Origin of the sequence: Bradyrhizobium macuxiense, assembly GCF_007993935.1 — a bacterium.
GTDB lineage: Bacteria > Pseudomonadota > Alphaproteobacteria > Rhizobiales > Xanthobacteraceae > Bradyrhizobium > Bradyrhizobium macuxiense_A.
Genome location: NZ_VITY01000001.1, coordinates 320758 through 340791, shown reverse-complemented (window position 1 = coordinate 340791; position 20034 = coordinate 320758). Strand labels below are relative to the sequence as shown.

Annotated in this window: 26 protein-coding genes and 1 pseudogene; 14 read left to right on the top strand and 13 right to left on the bottom strand. The window is 65.4% G+C overall.

Going from position 1 to position 20034, the window contains the following annotated elements; genetic code table 11:
- The first annotated feature begins 1 nt into the window (after window position 1).
- Window positions 2-199, top strand: coding sequence for a hypothetical protein (locus tag FBZ93_RS01605; RefSeq protein ID WP_146984254.1), 198 nt, complete (start codon window positions 2-4; stop codon window positions 197-199).
- 29 nt (window positions 200-228) lie between these two features.
- Entirely contained in the window at window positions 229-1392 is a 1164-nt protein-coding gene (locus FBZ93_RS01600; RefSeq protein WP_146984253.1) for an acyl-CoA dehydrogenase family protein, read from the top strand.
- A 152-nt stretch (window positions 1393-1544) separates the two neighbouring features.
- Here the strand turns inward: FBZ93_RS01600 and FBZ93_RS01595 are convergent, their stop codons facing one another.
- Both FBZ93_RS01595 and FBZ93_RS01590 read right to left on the bottom strand, forming a co-directional pair.
- Window positions 1545-3626, bottom strand: a complete 2082-nt coding sequence (locus tag FBZ93_RS01595) for a methyl-accepting chemotaxis protein (RefSeq protein ID WP_146984252.1) — start codon at window positions 3624-3626, stop codon at window positions 1545-1547.
- Window positions 3627-3790: 164 nt separating this feature from the next.
- Entirely contained in the window at window positions 3791-4039 is a 249-nt protein-coding gene (locus FBZ93_RS01590; protein WP_146984251.1) for a hypothetical protein, read from the bottom strand.
- A 177-nt stretch (window positions 4040-4216) separates the two neighbouring features.
- Here FBZ93_RS01590 and FBZ93_RS01585 point away from each other — a divergent pair, with 177 nt between their 5' ends.
- Together FBZ93_RS01585 and FBZ93_RS01580 are read left to right on the top strand one after the other, a co-directional pair.
- Entirely contained in the window at window positions 4217-4807 is a 591-nt protein-coding gene (locus tag FBZ93_RS01585; RefSeq protein ID WP_146984250.1) for an NADPH-dependent FMN reductase, read from the top strand.
- A gap of 32 nt (window positions 4808-4839) precedes the next feature.
- Window positions 4840-5622 carry an SDR family NAD(P)-dependent oxidoreductase gene (locus FBZ93_RS01580; protein ID WP_146984249.1) on the top strand — a complete coding sequence of 261 codons (783 nt, stop codon included), beginning with the start codon at window positions 4840-4842 and terminating at the stop codon, window positions 5620-5622.
- 13 nt (window positions 5623-5635) lie between these two features.
- On the opposite strand, the gene FBZ93_RS01575 is transcribed toward FBZ93_RS01580, so the two are convergent.
- The gene (locus FBZ93_RS01575; RefSeq protein ID WP_146984248.1) at window positions 5636-6019 is read right to left on the bottom strand and encodes a hypothetical protein; all 384 of its coding nucleotides are present in this window, start codon (window positions 6017-6019) and stop codon (window positions 5636-5638) included.
- A gap of 176 nt (window positions 6020-6195) precedes the next feature.
- Between FBZ93_RS01575 and FBZ93_RS01570 the strand changes: the two genes are divergently transcribed.
- Entirely contained in the window at window positions 6196-6825 is a 630-nt protein-coding gene (locus tag FBZ93_RS01570; protein ID WP_433995374.1) for a L,D-transpeptidase, read from the top strand.
- A gap of 70 nt (window positions 6826-6895) precedes the next feature.
- Here the strand turns inward: FBZ93_RS01570 and FBZ93_RS40445 are convergent, their stop codons facing one another.
- Entirely contained in the window at window positions 6896-7978 is a 1083-nt protein-coding gene (locus tag FBZ93_RS40445; protein ID WP_167528874.1) for a hypothetical protein, read from the bottom strand.
- 381 nt (window positions 7979-8359) lie between these two features.
- On the opposite strand from FBZ93_RS40445, the gene FBZ93_RS01550 reads away from it, so the two are divergent.
- From FBZ93_RS01550 to FBZ93_RS01540, 3 genes are all read left to right on the top strand, one after another.
- Window positions 8360-8938: a septal ring lytic transglycosylase RlpA family protein gene (locus FBZ93_RS01550; protein WP_146984243.1), complete on the top strand. Its 579-nt coding sequence runs from the start codon at window positions 8360-8362 to the stop codon at window positions 8936-8938.
- Between the two features lie 365 nt (window positions 8939-9303).
- Window positions 9304-10797, top strand: a complete 1494-nt coding sequence (locus FBZ93_RS01545; RefSeq protein ID WP_167528873.1) for a serine hydrolase domain-containing protein — start codon at window positions 9304-9306, stop codon at window positions 10795-10797.
- 104 nt (window positions 10798-10901) lie between these two features.
- Complete coding sequence (locus FBZ93_RS01540) at window positions 10902-11108, top strand: hypothetical protein (RefSeq protein ID WP_146984241.1); 207 nt, start codon at window positions 10902-10904, stop codon at window positions 11106-11108.
- Window positions 11109-11216: 108 nt separating this feature from the next.
- Here the strand turns inward: FBZ93_RS01540 and FBZ93_RS01535 are convergent, their stop codons facing one another.
- Window positions 11217-11945 carry a class I SAM-dependent methyltransferase gene (locus tag FBZ93_RS01535; RefSeq protein WP_146984240.1) on the bottom strand — a complete coding sequence of 243 codons (729 nt, stop codon included), beginning with the start codon at window positions 11943-11945 and terminating at the stop codon, window positions 11217-11219.
- A gap of 177 nt (window positions 11946-12122) precedes the next feature.
- Between FBZ93_RS01535 and FBZ93_RS01530 the strand changes: the two genes are divergently transcribed.
- The gene (locus FBZ93_RS01530) at window positions 12123-12308 is read left to right on the top strand and encodes a hypothetical protein (protein WP_083632758.1); all 186 of its coding nucleotides are present in this window, start codon (window positions 12123-12125) and stop codon (window positions 12306-12308) included.
- 148 nt (window positions 12309-12456) lie between these two features.
- A complete protein-coding gene (locus FBZ93_RS01525) occupies window positions 12457-12978 on the top strand; it encodes a DUF1993 domain-containing protein (RefSeq protein ID WP_146984239.1) in 522 nt (173 codons plus the stop codon).
- 75 nt (window positions 12979-13053) lie between these two features.
- Here the strand turns inward: FBZ93_RS01525 and FBZ93_RS01520 are convergent, their stop codons facing one another.
- From FBZ93_RS01520 to FBZ93_RS40435, 7 genes are all read right to left on the bottom strand, one after another.
- Window positions 13054-13290, bottom strand: a complete 237-nt coding sequence (locus tag FBZ93_RS01520; protein WP_021079644.1) for a hypothetical protein — start codon at window positions 13288-13290, stop codon at window positions 13054-13056.
- Window positions 13291-13613: 323 nt separating this feature from the next.
- Window positions 13614-13787 (bottom strand): hypothetical protein, encoded by a 174-nt coding sequence (locus tag FBZ93_RS40440; RefSeq protein WP_167528872.1) that lies wholly within the window; start codon window positions 13785-13787, stop codon window positions 13614-13616.
- A gap of 9 nt (window positions 13788-13796) precedes the next feature.
- Window positions 13797-14027: a DUF6894 family protein gene (locus FBZ93_RS01515; protein ID WP_050422148.1), complete on the bottom strand. Its 231-nt coding sequence runs from the start codon at window positions 14025-14027 to the stop codon at window positions 13797-13799.
- Between the two features lie 141 nt (window positions 14028-14168).
- Complete coding sequence (locus FBZ93_RS01510) at window positions 14169-14513, bottom strand: tRNA-binding protein (RefSeq protein WP_146984238.1); 345 nt, start codon at window positions 14511-14513, stop codon at window positions 14169-14171.
- Entirely contained in the window at window positions 14513-15139 is a 627-nt protein-coding gene (locus tag FBZ93_RS01505; RefSeq protein WP_146984237.1) for a LysE family translocator, read from the bottom strand. Before FBZ93_RS01505 ends, FBZ93_RS01510 begins: the two co-directional genes overlap by 1 nt.
- Window positions 15140-15156: 17 nt before the next feature.
- Window positions 15157-16029, bottom strand: a complete 873-nt coding sequence (pdxY, locus tag FBZ93_RS01500) for a pyridoxal kinase PdxY (RefSeq protein ID WP_146984236.1) — start codon at window positions 16027-16029, stop codon at window positions 15157-15159.
- A gap of 10 nt (window positions 16030-16039) precedes the next feature.
- Window positions 16040-16213 carry a hypothetical protein gene (locus tag FBZ93_RS40435; protein WP_016840760.1) on the bottom strand — a complete coding sequence of 58 codons (174 nt, stop codon included), beginning with the start codon at window positions 16211-16213 and terminating at the stop codon, window positions 16040-16042.
- Window positions 16214-16720: 507 nt separating this feature from the next.
- On the opposite strand from FBZ93_RS40435, the gene FBZ93_RS01495 reads away from it, so the two are divergent.
- Window positions 16721-16966 (top strand): hypothetical protein, encoded by a 246-nt coding sequence (locus FBZ93_RS01495; RefSeq protein WP_146984235.1) that lies wholly within the window; start codon window positions 16721-16723, stop codon window positions 16964-16966.
- Between the two features lie 85 nt (window positions 16967-17051).
- Entirely contained in the window at window positions 17052-17753 is a 702-nt protein-coding gene (locus FBZ93_RS01490) for an FMN-binding negative transcriptional regulator (protein ID WP_146984234.1), read from the top strand.
- Between the two features lie 164 nt (window positions 17754-17917).
- On the opposite strand, the gene FBZ93_RS01485 is transcribed toward FBZ93_RS01490, so the two are convergent.
- Complete coding sequence (locus FBZ93_RS01485) at window positions 17918-18718, bottom strand: alpha/beta fold hydrolase (protein WP_146984233.1); 801 nt, start codon at window positions 18716-18718, stop codon at window positions 17918-17920.
- Window positions 18719-18828: 110 nt separating this feature from the next.
- Here FBZ93_RS01485 and FBZ93_RS41820 point away from each other — a divergent pair.
- Together FBZ93_RS41820 and FBZ93_RS01480 are read left to right on the top strand one after the other, a co-directional pair.
- Window positions 18829-18963, top strand: a pseudogene (locus FBZ93_RS41820) (helix-turn-helix domain-containing protein); the annotation flags it as partial.
- Between the two features lie 79 nt (window positions 18964-19042).
- Window positions 19043-19765, top strand: coding sequence for a substrate-binding domain-containing protein (locus tag FBZ93_RS01480; RefSeq protein WP_349643249.1), 723 nt, complete (start codon window positions 19043-19045; stop codon window positions 19763-19765).
- Window positions 19766-20034 lie beyond the last annotated feature (269 nt).

Here is a 20034-nt window from a genome sequence, read left to right as displayed (position 1 = left end):
ATTGTCGATCGCTTCCTCGCCGTCAACAATCTCGCGGCGCGATCGATTGCCTGACGCGCCGCCACATCTCGCGCATTTGAGTACGCTGACCGCGCTGCGGGATATTGAATTCCGCACCATGAAACCATCGCGCGACAGTGAGCGTAAGCGCGCGTTTCCGCTATTCCTGCCGATAAAAAATGCGCTACTGGTTTTGTGAAGCGAAACAGCACAGGCGAGGAATCCCAGATGAGCGATGATGAACAGACAGCCATGATCCGTGAGACCGTCGCGCGTTTCGTCGATCGCGAACTGATCCCGCTCGAGCCGCAATATCTGAAATCGAGACTGCCGGGCAGCGATCATCCCGAGCTCACGGCGGAGCATCGCAAGCGGCTGCGCGACGTCTCCAAGGAGCTCGGCCTCTGGGGCCTCGACGCGCCCGAGGATCTCGGCGGCCACGATTTGCCGACGCGCACGATGGCGGCGGTGCATGAAGAGCTTGGCCGCAGCTGCGTGCCGTTCGTGCTGCCGCCGGACTCGCCGAACCTGCGCATGCTGCAGGCGGTCGGCACCGACGCGCAGAAGAAGAAATATCTGCAGCCCTATATCGAGGGCCGGATGGCGTCGGCGATCGCGATCTCCGAGCCCGGCGCCGGCGGCGATCCCGCCGGCATGAAGACGCGCGCGGTGCTCGAGGGCGAGCAGTGGTTGCTGAACGGCCGCAAGATCTGGATCAGCAATGCGCGCGCCGCCGACTTCATCATCGTGATGGCGCGGGTCGGCAACGACCAGCGCCAGGGTGGCATCACCTCCTTCATCGTCGAAAAGGGCACGGCGGGCTTCATCATCGAGCGCGAGATCCCGATGGTCGGCGGCGGCTCGACCTATGAGATCGTGTTCGAGGACTGCCGCATCCCGAAGGACTCGGTGCTGGGCGAGGTCGGCAAGGGCTACGCGCCGATGCAGCTGCGCCTGCGCACGCGGCGGCTCGAGATGGGATCGACCTGCGTCGGCATCACCAAGCGCGCGCTCGACATGATGTGCGAGCACGCCAAGCAGCGCGAGACGTTCGGCGTCAGGCTCGCCGAGCGCCAGGCGATCCAGTGGTGGATCGCCGATATCTCCACGCGCATGCATGCGTGCCGGCTGATGGTGCGCGAGGCCGCCGACAAGACTGACCGCGGCGAGGACATCCGCCACGAGGCCTCGATGATCAAGGTGTTCGCGACCGAGATGGCCTATGACGCCTGCGACCACGCCATGCAGACGCTCGGCGCGCTCGGCGTGACGCTGGAGTTGCCGCTCAACGCGCTCTGGCAGAAGGCCCGCCTGATGAGGGTCTATGAGGGCCCGAGCGAGGTGCATCGCCAGGCGATCGCCCGCCGCGTGCTCGGCCTGCGGGGAGGCTAGGGAGCTGCGGAGCCCCTACGCGATCCGCGTCATTGCGAGGAGCGATAGCGACGAAGCAAATCCATCTCTCCACTTGTGGAACGATGGATTGCTTCGCTTGCGCTCGCAATGACGCGGATAGAGTCTTTGCCGCTCGGCGATCGTGGCTGCCGTTACGCCGCCCGCACGTCGGAGAGGAAGCGGTTGACCTGGCCGGCGAGGTCCTTGGACTGTGTCGAGAGCTGTTCGGCCGCGCCCAGAACCTGGTTCGCGGCGGCGCCGGTGTCGTCGGCGGCGCGCTGCACGCCGGAGATGTTGGAATTGACCTCCTGGGTGCCGCGGGCGGCTTCCTGCACGCTGCGCGAGATCTCCTTGGTCGCCGAGCCCTGTTCCTCGATCGCGGCGGCAATCGCGGTGCCGATCTGGTCGATCTCGGTGATGACGTCGACGACGCTGCGAATGGCGGTCACGGTCTCGTCGCTCGCAGTCTGGATCGCGGTGATCTGCTCGGAAATCTCCGTGGTGGCCTTGGCGGTCTGACCGGCCAGCGACTTCACCTCCGAGGCGACCACGGCAAAGCCACGGCCGGCCTCGCCGGCGCGGGCCGCCTCGATGGTGGCGTTGAGCGCGAGCAGATTGGTCTGTGCCGCGATGCTCTGGATCAGCGTGACGACGTCGCCGATCTTCTGCGCGCCCTCGGCCAGCGAGCGCGCGGTGTCGCCGGTGCGGCGGGCATGGTCGACCGCACGCGCGGCGATCTCGGTCGAGGTCGCGACCTGGCGGGCGATCTCCGAGATCGAGGAGGTCAGTTCCTCGGTCGCGCTCGCGACCGTCTGCACGTTGGTCGAGGTCTGGTCCGACGCCGCCGCGACGACCGCGGCCTGGCGGTTGGTGGCGGCCGCCGTGGCGGACATTGATTGCGCGGTGTCCTCCATGACAGAGGACGCGGCCGACAATCCGCCGACCAGTTCGGTGACCTTGGCTTCGAAGGCCCGGGTCAGATCGTCGAGCACCCGGGCGCGCCGCATCTTGACGTCGTTCTCGGCTTCCTTCTCGGTCGCGAGGCGGTCGGCCTCGATCCTGTTGTCCTTGAACACCTGCACGGCGGCGGCCATCGCGCCGATCTCGTCGTTGCGCGCGGCGCCCGGGATCGCCTCGGCGACCTCGCCCGCGGCGAGACGCGACATCCGGCCGGTGAGGGCGGCGATCGGGTTGAGGATGCGGCGGCGGACCATGACGATGAGGCCGGCGCTGACGGCGATGACCGCGAGCAGCCCGATCATTGCGATCACGAAGCTGAAGCGCGCCGCCGAATAGGCGCTGGCAAGCACCTGCTCGGCATTCTCGTAGAACGCGTCCCGCACGGTGATGATGGCGGCGAGGCCGATCTGCGATTCCGGATAGTAGGTGTCGAGATCCTGCTCGTACTTTCCGGTCACGGCGCCTTCCTTGGCGAACTTCAGCGCCTTGCCGAAGCGCTCGACGTAATCGGCCTGCATCTTGCCGAGCGCCGTCATGACGTTTGCGGGCGTCGCCGGATTGTTGCGCAGCTCCTGCAACGTCGAGAGGATCTGCTCGGTGCGGCCGGTCGAGCGATAGAGCTCCATTTTCTCCGGCTCGGTCGCGACGCGCTTGGCGCCGACCAGCGCCTTGTGCAGGCTGGCATTGAGGCCGCCGGTGTCGCGCAGCATCCAGGCAACGTTGGCGTAGCTGGCCTGGCGATAGGCATTGCCGTCGAGGCCGGCGAGGCGGCGCACCTGCTCGTCGAGCAGCGTGGTGACACCGGCATTGAACACGGAATTGTCGGCGACGATCTTGCCGGCGGCGGCGCGGCGGGCCTCGGCCGGACCGGCGATCGCAGCGGCAATGGCGTCGCGCAGCCCGGTAAACTTCACCTTCAGTGCATCGATCTCGCGCGCGACGACCTCGCCGTCGTCGAGCGAGCCCGGCAGGGTGGCGCGCACCTGGTTGACTTTGGCGAGGGCGCCGTCGGTCAATTGACGCTGGCGGTCGAGCTCGGCGATCTGCTTCGGATCGATCGTGGCTCCCCCAAGCAGCAGATTGGTGGCGTAGCCACGCTCGGGGTTCATGTAGCGCGGGATGTTGCCGACGGCGCGGACGATCTCGAGCCGGCTCTGCGCGGTCGAGACCTTGTCCATGGTTTGGTACTTGGTGACCGCGACATAGGCCGCCAGGCCGCCGCCGACCGCGGACAATGAGACGATCGCGGCCGTCAGGAGAGTACCGATTTTCATGGGATGCGCGCCATTTCTTGACGGGAGAGGGAGAGGCCTCAACCGTACCGGGAGCGCATTAAGCTAGGGTTTATGATACGGAGCCGCGGCGGGGCCGGCCGTCCGTATTGTCCGAAAGTCGACGGGCCGCGTCGCCGGCCGCGCGGGGCGGCAGGGCGTGGCGGTCAGTGCTCGTCGTCGTCCGTGCCCTTGGTCGCGGCGCGGTGTTGCGTGGCACCGCCCGAGCCCGCTTCGCCGCAGGGAAGCTGGTTCCAGGTGCCGTCGGCGGCCTGCTGGTAGGCCTGGCAGCCGGCCGGTGTGGTGGCGGTGGATTTCTCTTCGGCTTTCTGCCGCTCGGCGCTCTTCGCCAGCGCCGGCGTGGCCAGGGCAGCGATGGCCGCGAGCGAGCCTGCGAAAACCAGTGCGATCCGCATGTCGGGTTCTCCTTCTCGAAGCAAATCCATATCCAGAAAAGAAATCTGGCGATTTTGGGCCGCGGCGAGGCGCCTGCGACCAATTGCTTAATGCTCGTGAAAACCGGCCGGAATGCCGGTCAACATCTGCACGCCAGCCGCAGGACGACTGTCGCAGCGCCGTGGTAGGATCGCGCCATGACCCACCGCATTCTCGTTCTCTACGGCTCCTATCGCTCGGATCGCATGGGCATCCGGCTGGCGCATTTCGTCATCGACGGCCTTCGTGGACGCGGCAACGATGTCGAGTTGATCGATGCCAAGGAGGTCGGCCTGCCGATGCTCGACCGGATGTACAAGGAGCATCCCAAGGGGCAGGCGCCGGCCGTGCTGGAAACGCTCGCCGGCAAGATCCGCGACGCCGACGGCTTCCTGTTCGTCACCGGCGAATACAATTGGGGCATCCAGCCCGGGCTGAAGAATCTGACTGATCATTTCCTCGAGGAATGGTTCTGGCGTCCGGCGGCGATCGCGAGCTATTCGGCCGGACGGTTCGCCGGCGCGCGCGCCGCGACCGCCTGGCACGGCACGCTGTCGGAGATGGGCATGGTGGTGATCTCGAGCACGATCAGCGCGGGGCCGATCGCGCAGACGCTGTCGGCCGAGGGCAAGCCGATCGGCGAGGGCGGCAAGTCGCTCGAACGCGCCTTTCCACGCTTTGCCGACGACTTCAGCTGGTGGATCGAGGCCGCCAAGGCCCAGCGGGCGCGCAAGGCGCCGCCGTACTGAGCACGCGTCCACCAGCTCGGGAGTTTGGAGTCATGAGCCTCTTCACATCGCCCTTCGATCCCGCGCGCGACGCGGCCGTGGTGACCGGCGCTGGCAACGGCATCGGCCGCGCCATCGCGCAGGCCCTGGTCGGCGAAGGTGTGCGCACCGTCTTCGCAGACCTGCATGAGGATCGGGTCCTGGCCGCCATCAAGGCCGCCCCGCGTCCCGAACTTGCCGTGCCCTGGGTCGGCGATCTCGCGCAGCGTAAGGCATGCGACGCGTTGCTGGCGCATGCGCAAGACACGGTCGGGCAGGTGACCCATTTCGTCCACAGCGCCTCGCCGCCGCGCCGCGAGGCCGATCATGCGATGGCGGTCGACGAAGAGACCTGGCGGCAGATGCACGCGGTCAATCTCGACGCCGGCTTTCATCTTTCGCGCGAGCTGGCGCGCAAGCTGATCGCGGCGAAGAAGCCGGGCTCTTTCCTGCTGCTCACCTCGCTGCATGCCGGCACGCCGCGCAACCTGCCGCATTACTCGACGGCGAAGGCCGGCATGGCGATGCTGGTGAAGGAGCTTGCCAAGAGCTGGGGCCGCTATGGCATCCGCGTCAATGCGCTGGTACCCGGCGCGATCGCTGCCGGCGGCTTCGTCGCCGATCCCGCGCTGGCAAAGCACATTCCGCTCGGCCGGCTCGGGCAGGCGGACGATCTTGCGCCAATGGCGCTCGCCGTGCTCTCGCACAAGCTCTCCGGCTACGTCACCGGCGCATCGATCGTGGTCGACGGCGGATTGTCGCTGACCAACTGGTTCGCGCCGCCGGAGCTCGATTGAGAACTGAAGTTGATTACTTGGTCCTGATGTAGCCCGCGAGCCGCGACTTCTGGTCCTGGCACCAGGTCGTCATGCTGCCGGCACGGCGCTGATCGAGGTCGGTGGTCTGGGTTGCGATCGCGACTTCGGTCATCAGATCGTCGGCCTGCTTCTCGCCCATCTTGCCGCCGGTGTGCATGTAGGCGATCGCCTTGCGCACCTGTTCGGTGGTGCCGTCGGGCAGGTGCATGTCCTGCGCCCGCTGCACGAGGTCCTGATAGACCAGATCGGTGCCGGGGCACTCGACCTTGGCGGCAAAGGCCTGCAGCACCATCGTGACATAGGCCGCGCGCGGATCGGCGGCGTGGGCCGGTGTTGCCGCGACAATCAGGCCGCCGATCAGCAGAGCGTAACGCATCGAATTCCTCCCGAGGTTTTAGACATTTTGCCGCAAGGCTAGCGTCCGCGGGAACCGACTGCAACCGTAAGGACACACTTCCCGAGGGAACCGATCAAACAGCCGTGTTCCAATCGGGGCTGCCACGATTTCAGCACGATTTCGGCAGCAAGTGCCACAAGTTGACGCAGGGGAGAATGATCGTGTCGAAGTTGGGGCTTGCTGCGGTGCTGGTGGGTTCGCTTGCACTTGGCGGCTGCATGCAGGCGACGCTGTCGCCGGTGACGGATGCTGCGATGACGCCGCGTGATCGGCAATTGCTGGCGCATCCGCCCTATGCGGACGCCAAGATCCCGGATCAGTTCCAGCGCCACATTGTCACTTACACGCGGAAGGAACAGCCGGGGTCGATCCTGGTCGATACCGACGCGCGCTACCTCTATTACGTGCTGCCCGGCGGCAAGGCGATCCGCTACGGCGTCGCCGTCGGCGAGGAGGCGATGGCGTTCTCCGGGGTGGCCACGGTCGGCCGTCTGGCCGAGTGGCCCGATTGGGTTCCGACCCAGGATATCCAGGAGCGGCTCGGACCATATCCGAAGCGGGTCGCCGGTGGACCGGCCAATCCGCTGGGTGCCCGGGGCATCTACCTCTACCAGGGCAACAAGGACACGCTGTACCGCATCCACGGCACCAACCAGCCCGAATATATCGGGCAGGCGATCTCGTCGGGCTGCATTCGCATGAACAATGCCGACGTCATCGATCTCTATCAGCACGTCAAGCCGGGCGCGACCGTGGTCGTGCTGCCGCCGGGACAGAGCGCGTAATTCGCGCTCAAAATGCAAAGCGGCCGGTCGCGTCATCGCGAGCGGCCGCTTTTTTGTCGTTGGTTAGCCGTCAGCGCAGCGGCATTGGCGGCCGAACCACGGGGCCGCCATCATCAGCATCGACGATATTCGACTGTTGCTGCGGTTGCACCGGCCGCGGTGCGACAGCCTGCGGCGCGGCTGCCACGGGGGGCGGCAGCGGTGCTGCTGATGCCGACGGAGGCGGCGGCGGGATATAGGCCTGCGCCGGCCGACGGATCGGCGGGGGAGCAACGGCCGCATGCGGCACTGCCTGGGGCGTGACCGCGGCGCGCGGGCGCGGCGCGACCGGCCGTGGTTCGACGGCCCTGGTCTCGGTCGTCCGTGCAACACGCTGCGCCAGCTGATCCTGGCTGGCCTTGAGCTGATCGATGCTGGTCTTGAGCTGCTCGATCTGCTGTCCCATCGACGCGAGATCGCGCGCCATCGACTGCAGCAACTGCGTCTGGTCAGGTGCGGCTGCGGCTGCGGCTGGCGCGGCCGGCGCAGCGGGTGCGACCGCCGCCGCCGCGGCGGCCGGCGCTGCGGCTGGCGCGGAGGTGGCGACGTCCTGTGGCGTAGCGGCCGGAGCGGCCTCAGCGGGCTGCTCGGCGGTTGCCGCCTGCGCGGCCGGCGGACTGGCCTGGTCGGGAGCGGCGGTCGATTTGCCTGGCAGCAGCGATGTCAGGGCCTCGACCTGCGGCACGTACTCGGCCGCCAGCTGTTTGACGCGATGGCCGTAGTGCTGCCACGCCGCGGTGCCCATCGCGCCGGCGATCGCGAACACGAACCAGAAGGCGCGGATCGCCCATTTGTTGGTGGGGCGCGGTGCGCGCTCCAGCCGGATGTCGTCCAGCCTGCCGTCATGGCTTGCGGCGCTATATTCCGGCGCGGCCGGCGGCACCGGCGTCACCGGGATCGGCGCTGCCGGCGGCACAGAGGCGGCCGCCGCTGCGTATGCGATCGATGGCGTGGACGCGGGCGCGAGACTCGGCCCGAAATAGGGCTCGCGCTGCCCCGGCGCTGCCTTGCCGGCAGGTGCAGGTGCAGCGGCATTGTCCGGGCGGGCCGGAGCGAAGCTGGGTTCGATCGCGAAAATATCGTGCGGATCAGCGTCTTTCAGTGTGGATTGCATGGCGGTCCCCGTTTCAGTCCAAGGTCAAACCGCAAATGGGCGGCCGGCAAATTTCGCTCTGTATCGACCCCTGGCCCTGTCCCCACAACTCCAGCCGGGTTTGACCAAAGCAAGGCGAGAGGGTGGAGAGGTTGGGGAGTTTCGGGAACCGGAGCGGGCTGCCGAGGCTGCGGGAAGCCACGCGCGGGCAGGGAGCTCCAGGGCTGCATTTCCGGGGGAATCTCCTGGGTTGTGTGGCACATCCACCACACCCGAGGGGAAATCGCGCAGTGTGCGGTGGGTCTGACTGCGGTCCGCCACCGTTCTGCCCCGATTGGATTCGGCTCATTAGGCGGGTGTTGGATTTTCGGCTTGGGCTGGGGCGCGAGTTGGGGATGCAACATGTCACGCGACGATGCAGTCATTTCGTACGTCGACGTTATCGGCCGTGCGCGCGGTGCCGTGCCCGCCGCTGTGGTGGCTCAAGCGCGAAAGCCGCTGCGGCTGTTTGCGGTGGTGATCGGCGCAGCGTCGCTTGCGGCCTGTGCACAGTCCTCGGTCGTCAGCCAGCGCTCGCAGGCGCTCGCGAGCCGGCCGGCGTCGGCGGAGCCGACGCGGGCGTCATCGGCGACCCGCACACATGTCGCAACCGCGCACCGGCATGCGCCCTACGCCGCGCGCAAGACCGCCGACAGCAAGGTCGCGTCGCAGGGCGTTGCGAGCTTCTACAGCGACGAGCAGGAGACCGCGAGCGGCGAGAAGTTCAACGCGCACGAACTGACTGCCGCGCATCCGACGTTGCCCTTCGGCACCAAGCTGCGCGTCACCGACGTCAAGACCGGCCGCTCGGTGACCGTGCGCGTCAATGACCGCGGGCCCTACGTCCCCGGGCGTATCGTCGACGTCTCGTATTCCGCGGCGCAGTCGCTCGGCATGATCGGCAAGGGCGTCGCCAATGTCAGGCTCGACGTGGTGCAGTGAGCCGCGCTGCACAGCCAGCGTTCGGGATTTTTCGTCGGCCGGATCGGGAAAAACTCCCGGCGTTGCGCGCGCTTTAATCCTGTTGTCCGAACCACCCAGCCCAATAGAATTGGTGCCGCTACTTCCCCGCGCTGGCATTTTCCAGGTGCGTGGATTTCTACCCAACGATCCTTTCCCCGCCTTGGAGTGTCCCGCCAAGGCGGTTTTTTTTGCTTGCGGCCATGCGTGCCCGATCCGTTGACAGGGCGGGCCGGAGCCATAACCTCCGTGCTGCTTCCGGAGGACGGCCCATGCCCAACAACAATCAAGAAACGGACGGCGTCGCATCGGGCCGGCCGTCACGGCGTGGAGCATTGCAGCTTTTCATGGGTGGCGCCGCCGTGCTGCTTGCGCCTGACGGACGCATTGGCACAGTGACGACGGCGCAGGCAGAAACCAGCTTTGCCGATGGGCTGTCGCGCAGCCGGCCGGAGGAGCAGGGCATCGCGCCATCCGCGATCCTCGATTTTCTCGACGAGGTCGATCGCCAGGGTTACGAGCTGCACAGCTTCATGCTGTGGCGCAACGGCCAGGTTGTCGCCGAGGGCTGGTGGTCGCCGTATCGCGCCGATCGCAACCACATGATGCATTCGCTGACCAAGAGCGTCACCGTCAGCGCGGTCGGGCTCGCCATGGCCGACAAGCGCTTCGGTCTGCAGGACAAGGCGATCTCGTTCTTCAAGGACAAGCTGCCGCCGGTCGTCGACGACAAGCTCGCGGCGATGACGGTGGAAGACCTCCTGACCATGCGCACCGGCCACGCCTCGATGACCTCGGGCTCGGCGTGGCGGCCGATTAAGACCAGCTGGGTCGCCGAGTTCTTCAAGATCCCGGTCGTCTACCAGCCCGGCACCAAATGGGTCTACACCTCGGCTGCGACCTACCTGTTGTCCGCGATCGTCACCAAGGCGACCGGCGAGACCGTGGCCGACTATCTCAAGCCACGATTTTTCGATCCTCTCGGAATCTCCGGCTATGAATGGCCGGTCGGGCCGGAGGGCATCTCGCCCGGCGCCAACGGCCTGAGCTGGAAGACCGTCGATTGCCTCAAGCTCGGCATTCTGTACGCGCAGAACGGCATGTGGAACGGCAAACAGGTGCTGCCCGCCGACTGGGTGGCGGCGGTGCAGCAGCCGCATGTCAAGGACACCTACGGCTATCAATGGTGGATCGGGCCCGAGACGTTCTACGCCGACGGCCTGTTCGACCAGCTCAGCTTCGTCTTCCCCAAGCACAATGCGGTCCTTGCGATCACCGCCGGCATTCCGCAACGCAGTGGATTCAACAAGCTGGTGTTCCGGCATTTCCCGGCAATGTTCGCTGCCACCGCGGCGAAGAACGATGCCGATGCCGAGAAGCTGACGGCGCGCACCGCAGCCTTGCAGCTGCTGCCGCCACTGGTCCCGGCATCATCGCCGGTCGTGGCGCAGATTTCCGGCAAGACCTGGCAGATGCCTGACAATGCCGACGCGATCAAATCGGTCAATCTCAGCTTCGCCGACAAGACCTGCACCTTCACGCTCGAGGATGGCAGAGGCACGCACAAGGTCGAGGTCGGTCTCGACGCGCCGCGCGAAGGCACCACGACGATGACCGGCAACAAGCTGCATCACGAGTACCAGCCCGATGTGATGCGCGTGGTCGCGAGCGGCACCTGGCGCGACCTGCGCACCTTCGTGATGACCTGGACCTTCGTGGAATCGGCGTTCCGCGACACCGTGACCTGCACCTTCGAGGGACCGCAGATGCGATTCGCGCGCAGCGTCAATGTCAACTCGTCGGCGCTGGATATGCCGACCTTGATGGGCAAGCTGGCGTAGCCGCGCCCACAAATTGCGCTCTGCCGCATCTTGCTGCGGGCTTCCACCAAATTGTCACACTCCCAGCGAAATGCAGCCCAAAGCCGCTGCCAACACAGCGCCGGATGGACTATGTCGGCGAGGGACAAGCGTTGACCTACAAGATGATCGCAGAACGCGAGAACGAAACGGTCAGGATTGAGCGGGAAAGCACCTTCATCATCATCGCCAAGGCCAGGGTCTGGGCCAGCGAGGGATGGCAGGTGGTGATCACCGACAAGGACGGAAAATCATACCCGCCCGAGGAATTCGACAAGCTGCTCGCGGCCTGACGCTAAAGCGCTATGCGTGCTTCGGCTCCTTGGTTGAGCGTGATCTCCGCGCAAGCGCGTTGCGTTTGTCGCGAGGGAAAACCGCTTCGCACTCTTCCAGATCATGCTTTAGCGCTGCGCTGACACCAGCAGCATCATCGGCCGCTCGAGCTCGTCGGCGAGTTCAGGCATGGCCTTGATCTGCTCCCGTGTCGGGGAGAATTCCTCGACACGGCGCAGCGTGAAGCCAGCGCCGATCAGCGCGTTGAGCGTGGTGCCGATGGTGCGGTGATATTTCAGCACGCCCTTCACATACCAATCGGTCCGGCGTTCGCCCTCGATGAAGTAGCGGTTGACCGGCCAGGTCTTGCGGCCGTCCTGATCCTGGCTCCAGTCAGGACGGGTGGCTGCCATGTAGATCGGATGTTCGATGGTGAAGACCAGATGTCCGTCCGCGACGAGTGTGCGATACAGCATCCGCGCCAGCCGATCGAAGTCCCTGATGTAATGGAAGGTGAGAGCGCTGTAGGCGAGGTCGAACGTGGCCTTCGGCAGCTCCAGCGTTTCGAGGTCGGCGATCTCGTAAGTGATGGCCGGATCCTGCGTCATGGCGCTGGCGCGGGCGATCATCGTCTGCGACAGGTCGACGCCGAGCACGTCGGAGGCGCCTTGCTCGCGCATCCAGCGCGCCACCCAGCCGAAGCCGCAGCCGAGATCGACCACGCGCTTGCCCGCGACATCCGGCAGCATGGCGCGGATCGCGGGCCATTCGGGCGCGCCGAGCAGCCCGCGGACCTGCCGCGGGAGCTGGCTATAGCCGGCGAAGAAGCCGGGATCGTCATAGATGTTCTGCGCCATAGCACGGCAACTCGGGAAAGGGATGGAGTTCGTCTGTGTAACCGCCGCCGCGGCGCGTGGGAACTGCAGATTGTATCGCGCATGGGAACCAGACGCGGCATTCGGTGGTTTCTGATGTCAGCGCCGCGGGAAGCGCATTCGCCCGTCCGGCGGCGGTCGACAGCGGAGGAGAGCGCCATGATAGGCGAGATGCAAATCCACACCATCGCGCGGCAGATGCTGCTGAAGCACGGCCCGGAGGCGATTGCGCAGGCGGCGCAGAACGCGGTGGCCTGCGAGCGCAAAGGCGAGACCGAAGACGCCCGCGACTGGCGCCATATCGAGGACGCCCTGAAGATGATGCGCGGACCGCATCAGAGCTGACCGCCGGTAGCTACGATGGTCGAGTGATCCGGCGCGGCACGCCGGATCGTTCGATTGGCGAACCCCCCAGAGCCGCTTGCCTTGGCCGGAAATTCCGGGAACTCTGTTCGGGCAAGCAGCCGACAAATTCTATCTGGGGGAATTCGCCATGACCTTTTCACTCTATGACGCGACCGTCGCCAACTATCTGCAGATCCTGGGCTCCGCCTCCGGTTTTCTCGAGAAGAGCCTCGCGCATTTCAAGGACAACGGCATCGATCCGGCCGACATCGTCGAGACCCGGTTGTTTCCTGACATGCTGCCGTTCCGCTTTCAGGTGGTCTCGCTCGCGCATCACTCCCGCGGCGCGATGGAGGCGGCGAAGAACGGCGTGTTCGTGCCGCCGTCCGGCAAGCCCGATCTGGATTATGCCGCACTGCAGGCGCTGGTGAAGGACGCGCACAGCGAATTGTCGGCCCTGACGCCGGATGCGGTCAACGCGCTGCTCGGGCGCGAAGTGACGTTCAAGGTCGGGGATCGGTCGATGCCGTTCACGGCCGAAGGATTCCTGATGTCGTTCTCGCTGCCGAACTTCTTCTTTCATTCGACAACGGCCTACGACATCCTCCGCCACAAGGGCGCGCCGCTCGGCAAGCGCGACTTCATCGGCCGCTTGAACCTGAAGAAGTGACCGGTCGCCGCGCGCAGCAAAAACCAGGAGCGCGCGGCAACAAGCGCGATCGTCAGAACCTGAGGCCTGCCGGCGCTAGCCGATCCTGCGCCACCGCGGCACGGGATCGAGCGGCGTCCGGTAGAGTTCGCGCCGGTCAATGTCGGTGACGCGCACGGCGCAACCACGCGCCTTGAGCTCCGGCTTGACCTGCGACAGCTCATTGGCGAGCTGATCGGCGCGATCGGAGGCGAGGCTGATGTCTTCGAGGATGATCGTTCCTTGATTACGGAACTCGTCCCCCACCACGAGATCGAAGGTGTAGTACGGCATTCCGAAGTTCTCCGTTTCGGTTTGCATCACAGGGTAACACTGAGTCGTGCGTTCCCTAAGATGCACGGCGCACAATCGTCGAGCGATCCGCACAAAAACGATGTGCAGCGCGTCAGGCACGACGAACGATCAGACACGCGCGGCACGGCGAAGAAGTCTCTGATCCAGCTCACCGCCATGCCGTTAAGATTTGATTAAAACTGTCGGCGCAAGCTTGAGACCAAGTGGATCGCGGCGGAACCGGACTCCGGGAACCGGCAGCTGCAGGAGAAGGCCGGTGGCGTAACGCCCGCCGGCCTTTTCTCGTTTGCGGACGCCCTCGGCTAGTCGCGCAGTACGGCCTGGCGTCTGGCGCGGCATTTCGGGCCGGGCCCGCGCATGTAATACAGCTCGGGGTGATAGGGGTTGACGACGCCGTCGAGCAGCGCGACGCAGCGCGCAACGAGGCGGGCGAGGTGGCGGCGCAAGGGCTGCAGGGCGAGTTCCATCGCATTCATGGCACGCCCTCAGTGCAATTCGCCGAGGACGGCGGTGAACGGCAGCTCGAAGATCTCGGTCCCGATGTCGTCGGTGACGTGGACCGCCCAGTTGCGCCAGTCCTCCGCGCTCGGTGTCATGACAAAGCTGCGCGCCAGTTGCTCCGCATGCACCCTTGCTTCCGAAAGGTCCATGGCGACGCCGATGCGATCCAGGATGACGTGCTTGTCGTCGGAGCAGTGAAAGAAAACTGCAGACATCTTGCGATTCCCATGCCGAAGCGATTCTCGCGCGATGGAATAGCAGCGCGCGCGGGCATCGAGAATCCGGATCATCCCCCATCGGTAAACTACGGGGATTTCAGACAATTTGAATCACGCGGCCGTGATGAGTGCGGGCCGTCAGAAGATCGGCTCGCCGACCGCAACCTCGCTGCGCGGGCCGAGCACGATCACCTGGCCGCCCGCGTCCCTGGCGCCGAGGATCAAGAGTTCCGAGGTGAAACCGGCGATGTTCTTCGGACCCAGATTGCAGATGCACACCACCAGCGACCCGACCAGCGCCGCCGGCTCGTAATTCGTGATCTGCGCGCTCGACCACATGATCCGCCCGGCGCCGACATCGACGCCGACCTTGTAGGAGGGATTGCGGGCTCGCGGAAACGGCTGCACCTCGACGACCTTGCCGATCCGGATATCGAGGTGGGCGAAGTCGTCATACGTGGCTTGCGGCTTGAGCGGAGACATCAGCGCTCCTGAAATGCGAGGCGGATGCCGAGCGCGATATAGATCGTGCCGACCACGCGGCCCTGCCACTGCCCGATGCGGCGATGCCGGCGGATCCACGGGCTGATCTGGCCGGCGGCGAGCGCGAGCAGCGAGGTGTAGGCCGCGCTCATCACCACGAAGATCAGGCCCAGCGTCGCGAACTGTGCGACGGCCGAGCCGTGACCGGGATGCACGAATTGCGGCAGGAAGGCGAGGAAGAACAGCGCGGTCTTCGGATTGAGCACTTCCGCCCAGATCGCCTGCCGGAACGCGCGCCTGGGATCGACCGGCTGCGCCGTGGGCAGATGCAGGTCGTCATTCTTCTCGAACAGCGCGCGGATGCCGAGCACGACCAAATAGATCACGCCGACGTATTTGACGATCGAGAATGTCAGCGCCGAGGTCATCAGCACCGCCGACAGGCCGAACGTCGCCATCGCGGTGTGGACGAGATCGCCGAGCGCGATGCCGAACCCGGTGGCGACACCGACGCGCGGGCCGCCGGTCACGGAGCGTGCGAGCACCAGCAGCACCGCGGGTCCGGGGATCAGGAACAGGCCGAGCACGACGGCGGCGTAGGTGAGGAAGGTGATGGTGTCGATCATGAAACGTGTCCCGGATGTCAGGATGCAGGGATCGCGACCGCCGCGAAACGCGGCTTCGGATCCAGCATCACGCCAGCGCTTTCGACGATGCGCATTTCCTCGGTTCCTCTTTCCGCCGTGCGCACCAGCACGCCGTGGATGCCTGATGCGGCGTGGCTGAGCGCGTCCGGCGTCGCCAGGCCGCGCACGCGCGCGGCAGTGAACAGCCCTGCGAACAGGTCGCCGGTGCCGGACGGGCTGATCGGCACCCGCGGGGTGCGTACGCGCCATGCGCGAATGCCCTCGGATGCAGCGCGCTCGATTGCCAGCGTCTCGATCTCGGCCTCGGGCGTGCCGGCAAGCTCGGCGCTGGTGATGACGATGGTCGCGGGACCCCGCGCCATCAGCGCGCGGGCCCGCGCGACGACGTCATCGATCGTCGTCACGCGGGCGCCGCAGAGGAACTCGAACTCGAAATGATTGGGCGTGATGATGTCGGCCAGCGGACAGAGCTGGTCGCGCACCAGCGGCGGGATGTCCGGGCGCACGAACATGCCGCGGTCGCGGTCGCCGAGCACCGGATCGCAGCAATAGAGCAGGGCCGGGTTCGCCGCTTTCGCGCGGGCGACGAAGTCGGCGACATCAGAGCCGATATCGGCCGAGCCGAGATAGCCTGACAGGATCATCCGGGCGCTCTCGACCGCGCCGCGTTCCTCGATGCCTTGCAGGAGGTCGGCGACGAGCTGCACGTCGAGAACGCGGCCGCGGATGGTCGAATAGCCCGGTCGGTTGCTGAGCAGCGTGGTCGGCACGGCGACGACGTCGATGCCGTGCAGCTGGATCGGAAAGGTGGCCGCGCTGTTGCCGACGTGGCCGAAGGCGACCTGTGACTGGATCGAGATGACGGTCATGGTGTGCGCATCACCCGAACAGCGCGGCGTAGATCACGTAGAGCCAGCCCAGGATACCGTGGATGATCGCCCACAGGATCGAATGGTTCTTGGTGTAGGAGATCGCAATCGCCAGCGCCGAGCCGAACCCCACGCCGTATTTCGCACCCTCGACGCGGACGCCGTAATACCGATTGCCGTTCATGGTGATCCTTCCAGCGGGAGTGCGGGAGATTGGCGACAGCGTAACCCGCCGTGTGCAGTCAATTCAACGGGCCGAACGCCGCTGCTGAGATCGAAGTGAGCCTCTCCCTTCGCACCGTCGTCCCTGCGAAAGCAGGGACCCATAACCGCAGGGCTACATTGTTGAAACGCGCTGTGGCCCAGCGTCGCGAAACAATTGAGATTCGGGGTAATGGGTCCTGGCTTTCGCCAGGACGACGGCGGTGGATGGTTCCCGCTTCAAGATGTCAAACAGGCAGTGTCATCACCCCGCGCATGCGGATGGCTATAGCTGCGGCCCACCCATCCTGCAGGCACCGGACATTCACGCTCCTATCAACCGAATGTGTCGAACGGAGCGGTCGGGCAAGAAATTTGGCTGGGTCGCAGTGGAATAATCTGATGGTGCCGCCCGTCATGGTTACAGCGAAAATGCTTCGACAGGCCGGCGAGATGGTCCGATCCTGTTGAATCCAACAGGAGAAGCTCGATGACCACGATCAAGTGCGTCGAGGCGGGGCTGGTTGCGCTCGTCATGCTGACGGCATCGGCCATGGCGCGCGAGGTCCATGCGGCCGGCCCTTCCGCATTCGCAAAGGGACATGCCGCGGCCACCGGCCGCTGGGGCGGTGGGCCGCCGCGCATGGTGGCGCCGCGTTTCGGCGAGTTCGAAACGCTGCCGCGCGACCAGCCGGGCGGCGTCTGCGACCACGGCGACAACGCCATGATCTGCTGAGCCGGACGGTGCATGGCGGTGATCTCCGGCAAAACTTGCGCTAGCTTCGCTGGGTCGTCTCCCTCCAGCCGCGAGCGCCGCCGCCATGCACATCCTCCGTCCCCAGTTTCGCATCGAGGACGACCACGCGCTGGCCTTTGCGGCGGCGCGCGGCTTCGGCGCCATCGTCGCCGCCGATGCGCGCGGCCCGCGAGCGTCCCATGTTCCCTTCGTGATCGTGCGGCGCGACGATCGCGTGATCGTGCAGTTCCATCTCACCGCGAAGAATCCGCTGGTCAAGCTCGCCGACGGCACGAGGCACTTTCTGCTGATCGTCTCGGGTGACGACGCCTACATCTCGAACGACTGGTACGTCTCGCGCGACAACGTCTCGACCTGGCTCTACGAGGCGGTGCATCTGTCCGGCGTCGCGTATCTGCGCGCGCTCGACGACAACCGCGGCCATGGCGATGCGCTGCTCGCGGTCTCCGAGGCGCGCCTGCCGAAGCAGCCCTGGAACCTCACGCAGATGGAGCCCGGCAAGCGCGAGGCGATGCTTGCGGGGATCAGGGTGATCGATCTCGTGGTCGACGAGATCGAAGGGCAGTCGAAACTCAACCAGCACAAAAGCGATGCCGACTATGTCGCGCTCGTCAACCGCCTCGCGTGTGCGGAGGAGACGGCAAGCCACAGGCTTGCGGAGAAGATGCGCGCGCTGCGGCCGGAGCTTGCGTATGCGGAGGATCGCGTAGGGCGGATTAGCCAACGGGTCCGCCCGAAGGGCGGCCCGATGACAGGCTCCGCGTAACCCGCCATATCTGCTGCATGGACGGCGGACTAGCCTTCGGCTAATCCGCCCTACAAAGTCGATCAATATCGACATCGCAAACGTGTTGTTAAGATTCGCTTCGCGCTGATTTGTTCGATTCCGATTCGTTCTTTGCGAACAAAATGGAGTCGGATCGAGAACGCTTACGGTGCGGGCTGCAGGAAGCTCAGTACCTCGCTATTAAACCGATCCGCTTGCTCGACATTGAGGATGTGAACGCCGGACAGCAGAACGAGCTTTGCATGGGCAATGGTCGCGGCGATCGCCTCGCTGTGACTGGCTCGCGTGACGGTGTCGCTCTCGCCGCCGATCACCAGCGTGGGAGCCGCGATCAGCGAGATGGCCCGGCGAAGGTCGACATCGCGCAGCGCCGCGTAACATCCGGCGAGTCCGCGCGGCGGCGTAGTGAGCACCATGTTGCGAAACGCGTCGACAATCTCGTTCGGCGTAGCCAGCATCGTCGCCGGAAACCAGTTGCGCATGAAGCCGTCAGCGATTCCATCCATGTCGCTGGCGGCCAGCACGGCGCGGATCTGGTCGTCGAACGGCAGCTCCGACGCAAGATGGGATGCGGTGTTCGAGAGGATCAGACGATCGATACGTTCAGGTGCGAAGATGCCGAGCCACTGCCCGATGAAGCCGCCGAGCGACAGGCCGAGGAAATTCGCCCGATCGATCGCGAGGGCGTCGAGCAATTCGACCATGTCGCGGCCGAGCCGGTCCATCGAATAGGCGCCCACCGGTGCATCTGAGCCGCCGTGACCGCGGGTGTCGTAGCGGAGCAGCCGAAACGAGCGGCTCAGCGCCGGCGCCGAGCGATCCCACATGTGCAGGTTGGTGGCGATCGAATTCGAGAGCACGAGCACCGGCCGGTTGTCGGGGCCGTCGAGACGGTACGCAATTCGGCAGCCGTCCCGCGTCGTGAAGTGCTGATCGCCGCTCATGTCGTTCGTTCCTTCTGCTGTTGGACAGGCTTCGCATCGCGCCAGATTAGGACTCGCGCCCAGCAACAAAAATTACTAAGATTGACAAATCTCTGTAGGTTTTATGAACAATGGACCGGGTCAAGCTTCACGACTTGCGCTGCTTCGACGCCGTCGCGACTGAGGGAAGCTTCCAGGCGGCCGGAGCGGCGCTGAATCGGTCGCACCCGTCGGTGTTCGCGGCGGTCGCCCGCCTCGAGCAGCAGCTCGGCCTCACGCTGTTCGATCGCGGCGGATATCGCGTCGGGCTGACGGACGCGGGGCGGACGTTTCACGAGCGCGCGGTTGACGCTGCGCGAACTCGACCTGCTGCAGACCTACGCGGACCAACTCGTCAGCGGCGAAGAGGTCGTCTTGCGTGTGGTGATTGGCGACCTCTGCCCGCGGCCGCCGGTGCTGCAAATGCTCTCGGGGTTCTTTGCCGGGTATCCGAACACGCGACTGCACCTCGAATATGAGGCGGTTGGCGGGCCTCTCGAGCGTCTCGCCGAGGGTGACGCCGACCTCGTATTTCATCGCGCGGAGCCATCGGATCCGCGCTTCGAACAGATCAAGCTCTCAACCACGGCTATGGTGCCGGTTGTTGCGCCCGGTTTTCTGCCGTTCGCGTCGACGAAGCGGATCATGCCGGAGCAGATGCGTCCGTTCACGCAGTGCGTGATCCGCGATACGGCGCGACGATCGTCGTCGGAAAACTTCTTCCTGATCGACGGCGCCCATCGCTGCACCGTGCCGGATCAGATGATGAAGAAGGAGCTGATCCTGCATCGTCTCGCCTGGGGCCATCTGCCGGCGTGGCTGATCGAGGATGAGATCAGGGACGGCAGGTTGATTAGCATCGCCGGGCCGAATTTTCCGGGCCGCGAAGAGAATCTGGCGGCAATCCGCCATCGCCGGCATGCGCATGGGCCGGTGACCGAAGCGCTTTGGCTGCATCTCGAAGGCTGGCGGATGACATCGCGCGTAGGGCGAGGTGGCAAACGGCTCCGCGCAAGGCGTGGGCGATGAACAGGCTTCTCGCAACTCACCGCAATGGTGTCGCGGTGATACGGCGGATGACACATTGCTAATCCGCCCTGCGAAGGTGTGCCAACGTCCAATGTTGAGAACGTGTTGTTAAGAATCATGTCGCGCTGATTTTTCGATTCCGATTCGTTCTTCGCGAACAAACTGGAGTCGGATGGGGAACGTGGGTGCGATGCGAATCGTCGCTTGATTGGTGACGCGACGCAACGCTACGCGCCCGAATTGCGCAGATATATTCCGCGCCGAGAGTG

Bases quoted from the DNA above. Each gene is read 5' to 3' on its own strand.
- FBZ93_RS01600 (WP_146984253.1), top strand. From the start codon at position 229: ATGAGCGATGATGAACAGACAGCCATGATCCGTGAGACCGTCGCGCGT.
- FBZ93_RS01595 (WP_146984252.1), bottom strand. From the start codon at position 3,626: ATGAAAATCGGTACTCTCCTGACGGCCGCGATCGTCTCATTGTCCGCG.
- FBZ93_RS01590 (WP_146984251.1), bottom strand. From the start codon at position 4,039: ATGCGGATCGCACTGGTTTTCGCAGGCTCGCTCGCGGCCATCGCTGCC.
- FBZ93_RS01585 (WP_146984250.1), top strand. From the start codon at position 4,217: ATGACCCACCGCATTCTCGTTCTCTACGGCTCCTATCGCTCGGATCGC.
- FBZ93_RS01580 (WP_146984249.1), top strand. From the start codon at position 4,840: ATGAGCCTCTTCACATCGCCCTTCGATCCCGCGCGCGACGCGGCCGTG.
- FBZ93_RS01575 (WP_146984248.1), bottom strand. From the start codon at position 6,019: ATGCGTTACGCTCTGCTGATCGGCGGCCTGATTGTCGCGGCAACACCG.
- FBZ93_RS01570 (WP_433995374.1), top strand. From the start codon at position 6,196: ATGATCGTGTCGAAGTTGGGGCTTGCTGCGGTGCTGGTGGGTTCGCTT.
- FBZ93_RS40445 (WP_167528874.1), bottom strand. From the start codon at position 7,978: ATGCAATCCACACTGAAAGACGCTGATCCGCACGATATTTTCGCGATC.
- FBZ93_RS01550 (WP_146984243.1), top strand. From the start codon at position 8,360: ATGTCACGCGACGATGCAGTCATTTCGTACGTCGACGTTATCGGCCGT.
- FBZ93_RS01545 (WP_167528873.1), top strand. From the start codon at position 9,304: ATGGGTGGCGCCGCCGTGCTGCTTGCGCCTGACGGACGCATTGGCACA.
- FBZ93_RS01540 (WP_146984241.1), top strand. From the start codon at position 10,902: ATGGACTATGTCGGCGAGGGACAAGCGTTGACCTACAAGATGATCGCA.
- FBZ93_RS01535 (WP_146984240.1), bottom strand. From the start codon at position 11,945: ATGGCGCAGAACATCTATGACGATCCCGGCTTCTTCGCCGGCTATAGC.
- FBZ93_RS01530 (WP_083632758.1), top strand. From the start codon at position 12,123: ATGATAGGCGAGATGCAAATCCACACCATCGCGCGGCAGATGCTGCTG.
- FBZ93_RS01525 (WP_146984239.1), top strand. From the start codon at position 12,457: ATGACCTTTTCACTCTATGACGCGACCGTCGCCAACTATCTGCAGATC.
- FBZ93_RS01520 (WP_021079644.1), bottom strand. From the start codon at position 13,290: ATGCCGTACTACACCTTCGATCTCGTGGTGGGGGACGAGTTCCGTAAT.
- FBZ93_RS40440 (WP_167528872.1), bottom strand. From the start codon at position 13,787: ATGAATGCGATGGAACTCGCCCTGCAGCCCTTGCGCCGCCACCTCGCC.
- FBZ93_RS01515 (WP_050422148.1), bottom strand. From the start codon at position 14,027: ATGTCTGCAGTTTTCTTTCACTGCTCCGACGACAAGCACGTCATCCTG.
- FBZ93_RS01510 (WP_146984238.1), bottom strand. From the start codon at position 14,513: ATGTCTCCGCTCAAGCCGCAAGCCACGTATGACGACTTCGCCCACCTC.
- FBZ93_RS01505 (WP_146984237.1), bottom strand. From the start codon at position 15,139: ATGATCGACACCATCACCTTCCTCACCTACGCCGCCGTCGTGCTCGGC.
- pdxY (WP_146984236.1), bottom strand. From the start codon at position 16,029: ATGACCGTCATCTCGATCCAGTCACAGGTCGCCTTCGGCCACGTCGGC.
- FBZ93_RS40435 (WP_016840760.1), bottom strand. From the start codon at position 16,213: ATGAACGGCAATCGGTATTACGGCGTCCGCGTCGAGGGTGCGAAATAC.
- FBZ93_RS01495 (WP_146984235.1), top strand. From the start codon at position 16,721: ATGACCACGATCAAGTGCGTCGAGGCGGGGCTGGTTGCGCTCGTCATG.
- FBZ93_RS01490 (WP_146984234.1), top strand. From the start codon at position 17,052: ATGCACATCCTCCGTCCCCAGTTTCGCATCGAGGACGACCACGCGCTG.
- FBZ93_RS01485 (WP_146984233.1), bottom strand. From the start codon at position 18,718: ATGAGCGGCGATCAGCACTTCACGACGCGGGACGGCTGCCGAATTGCG.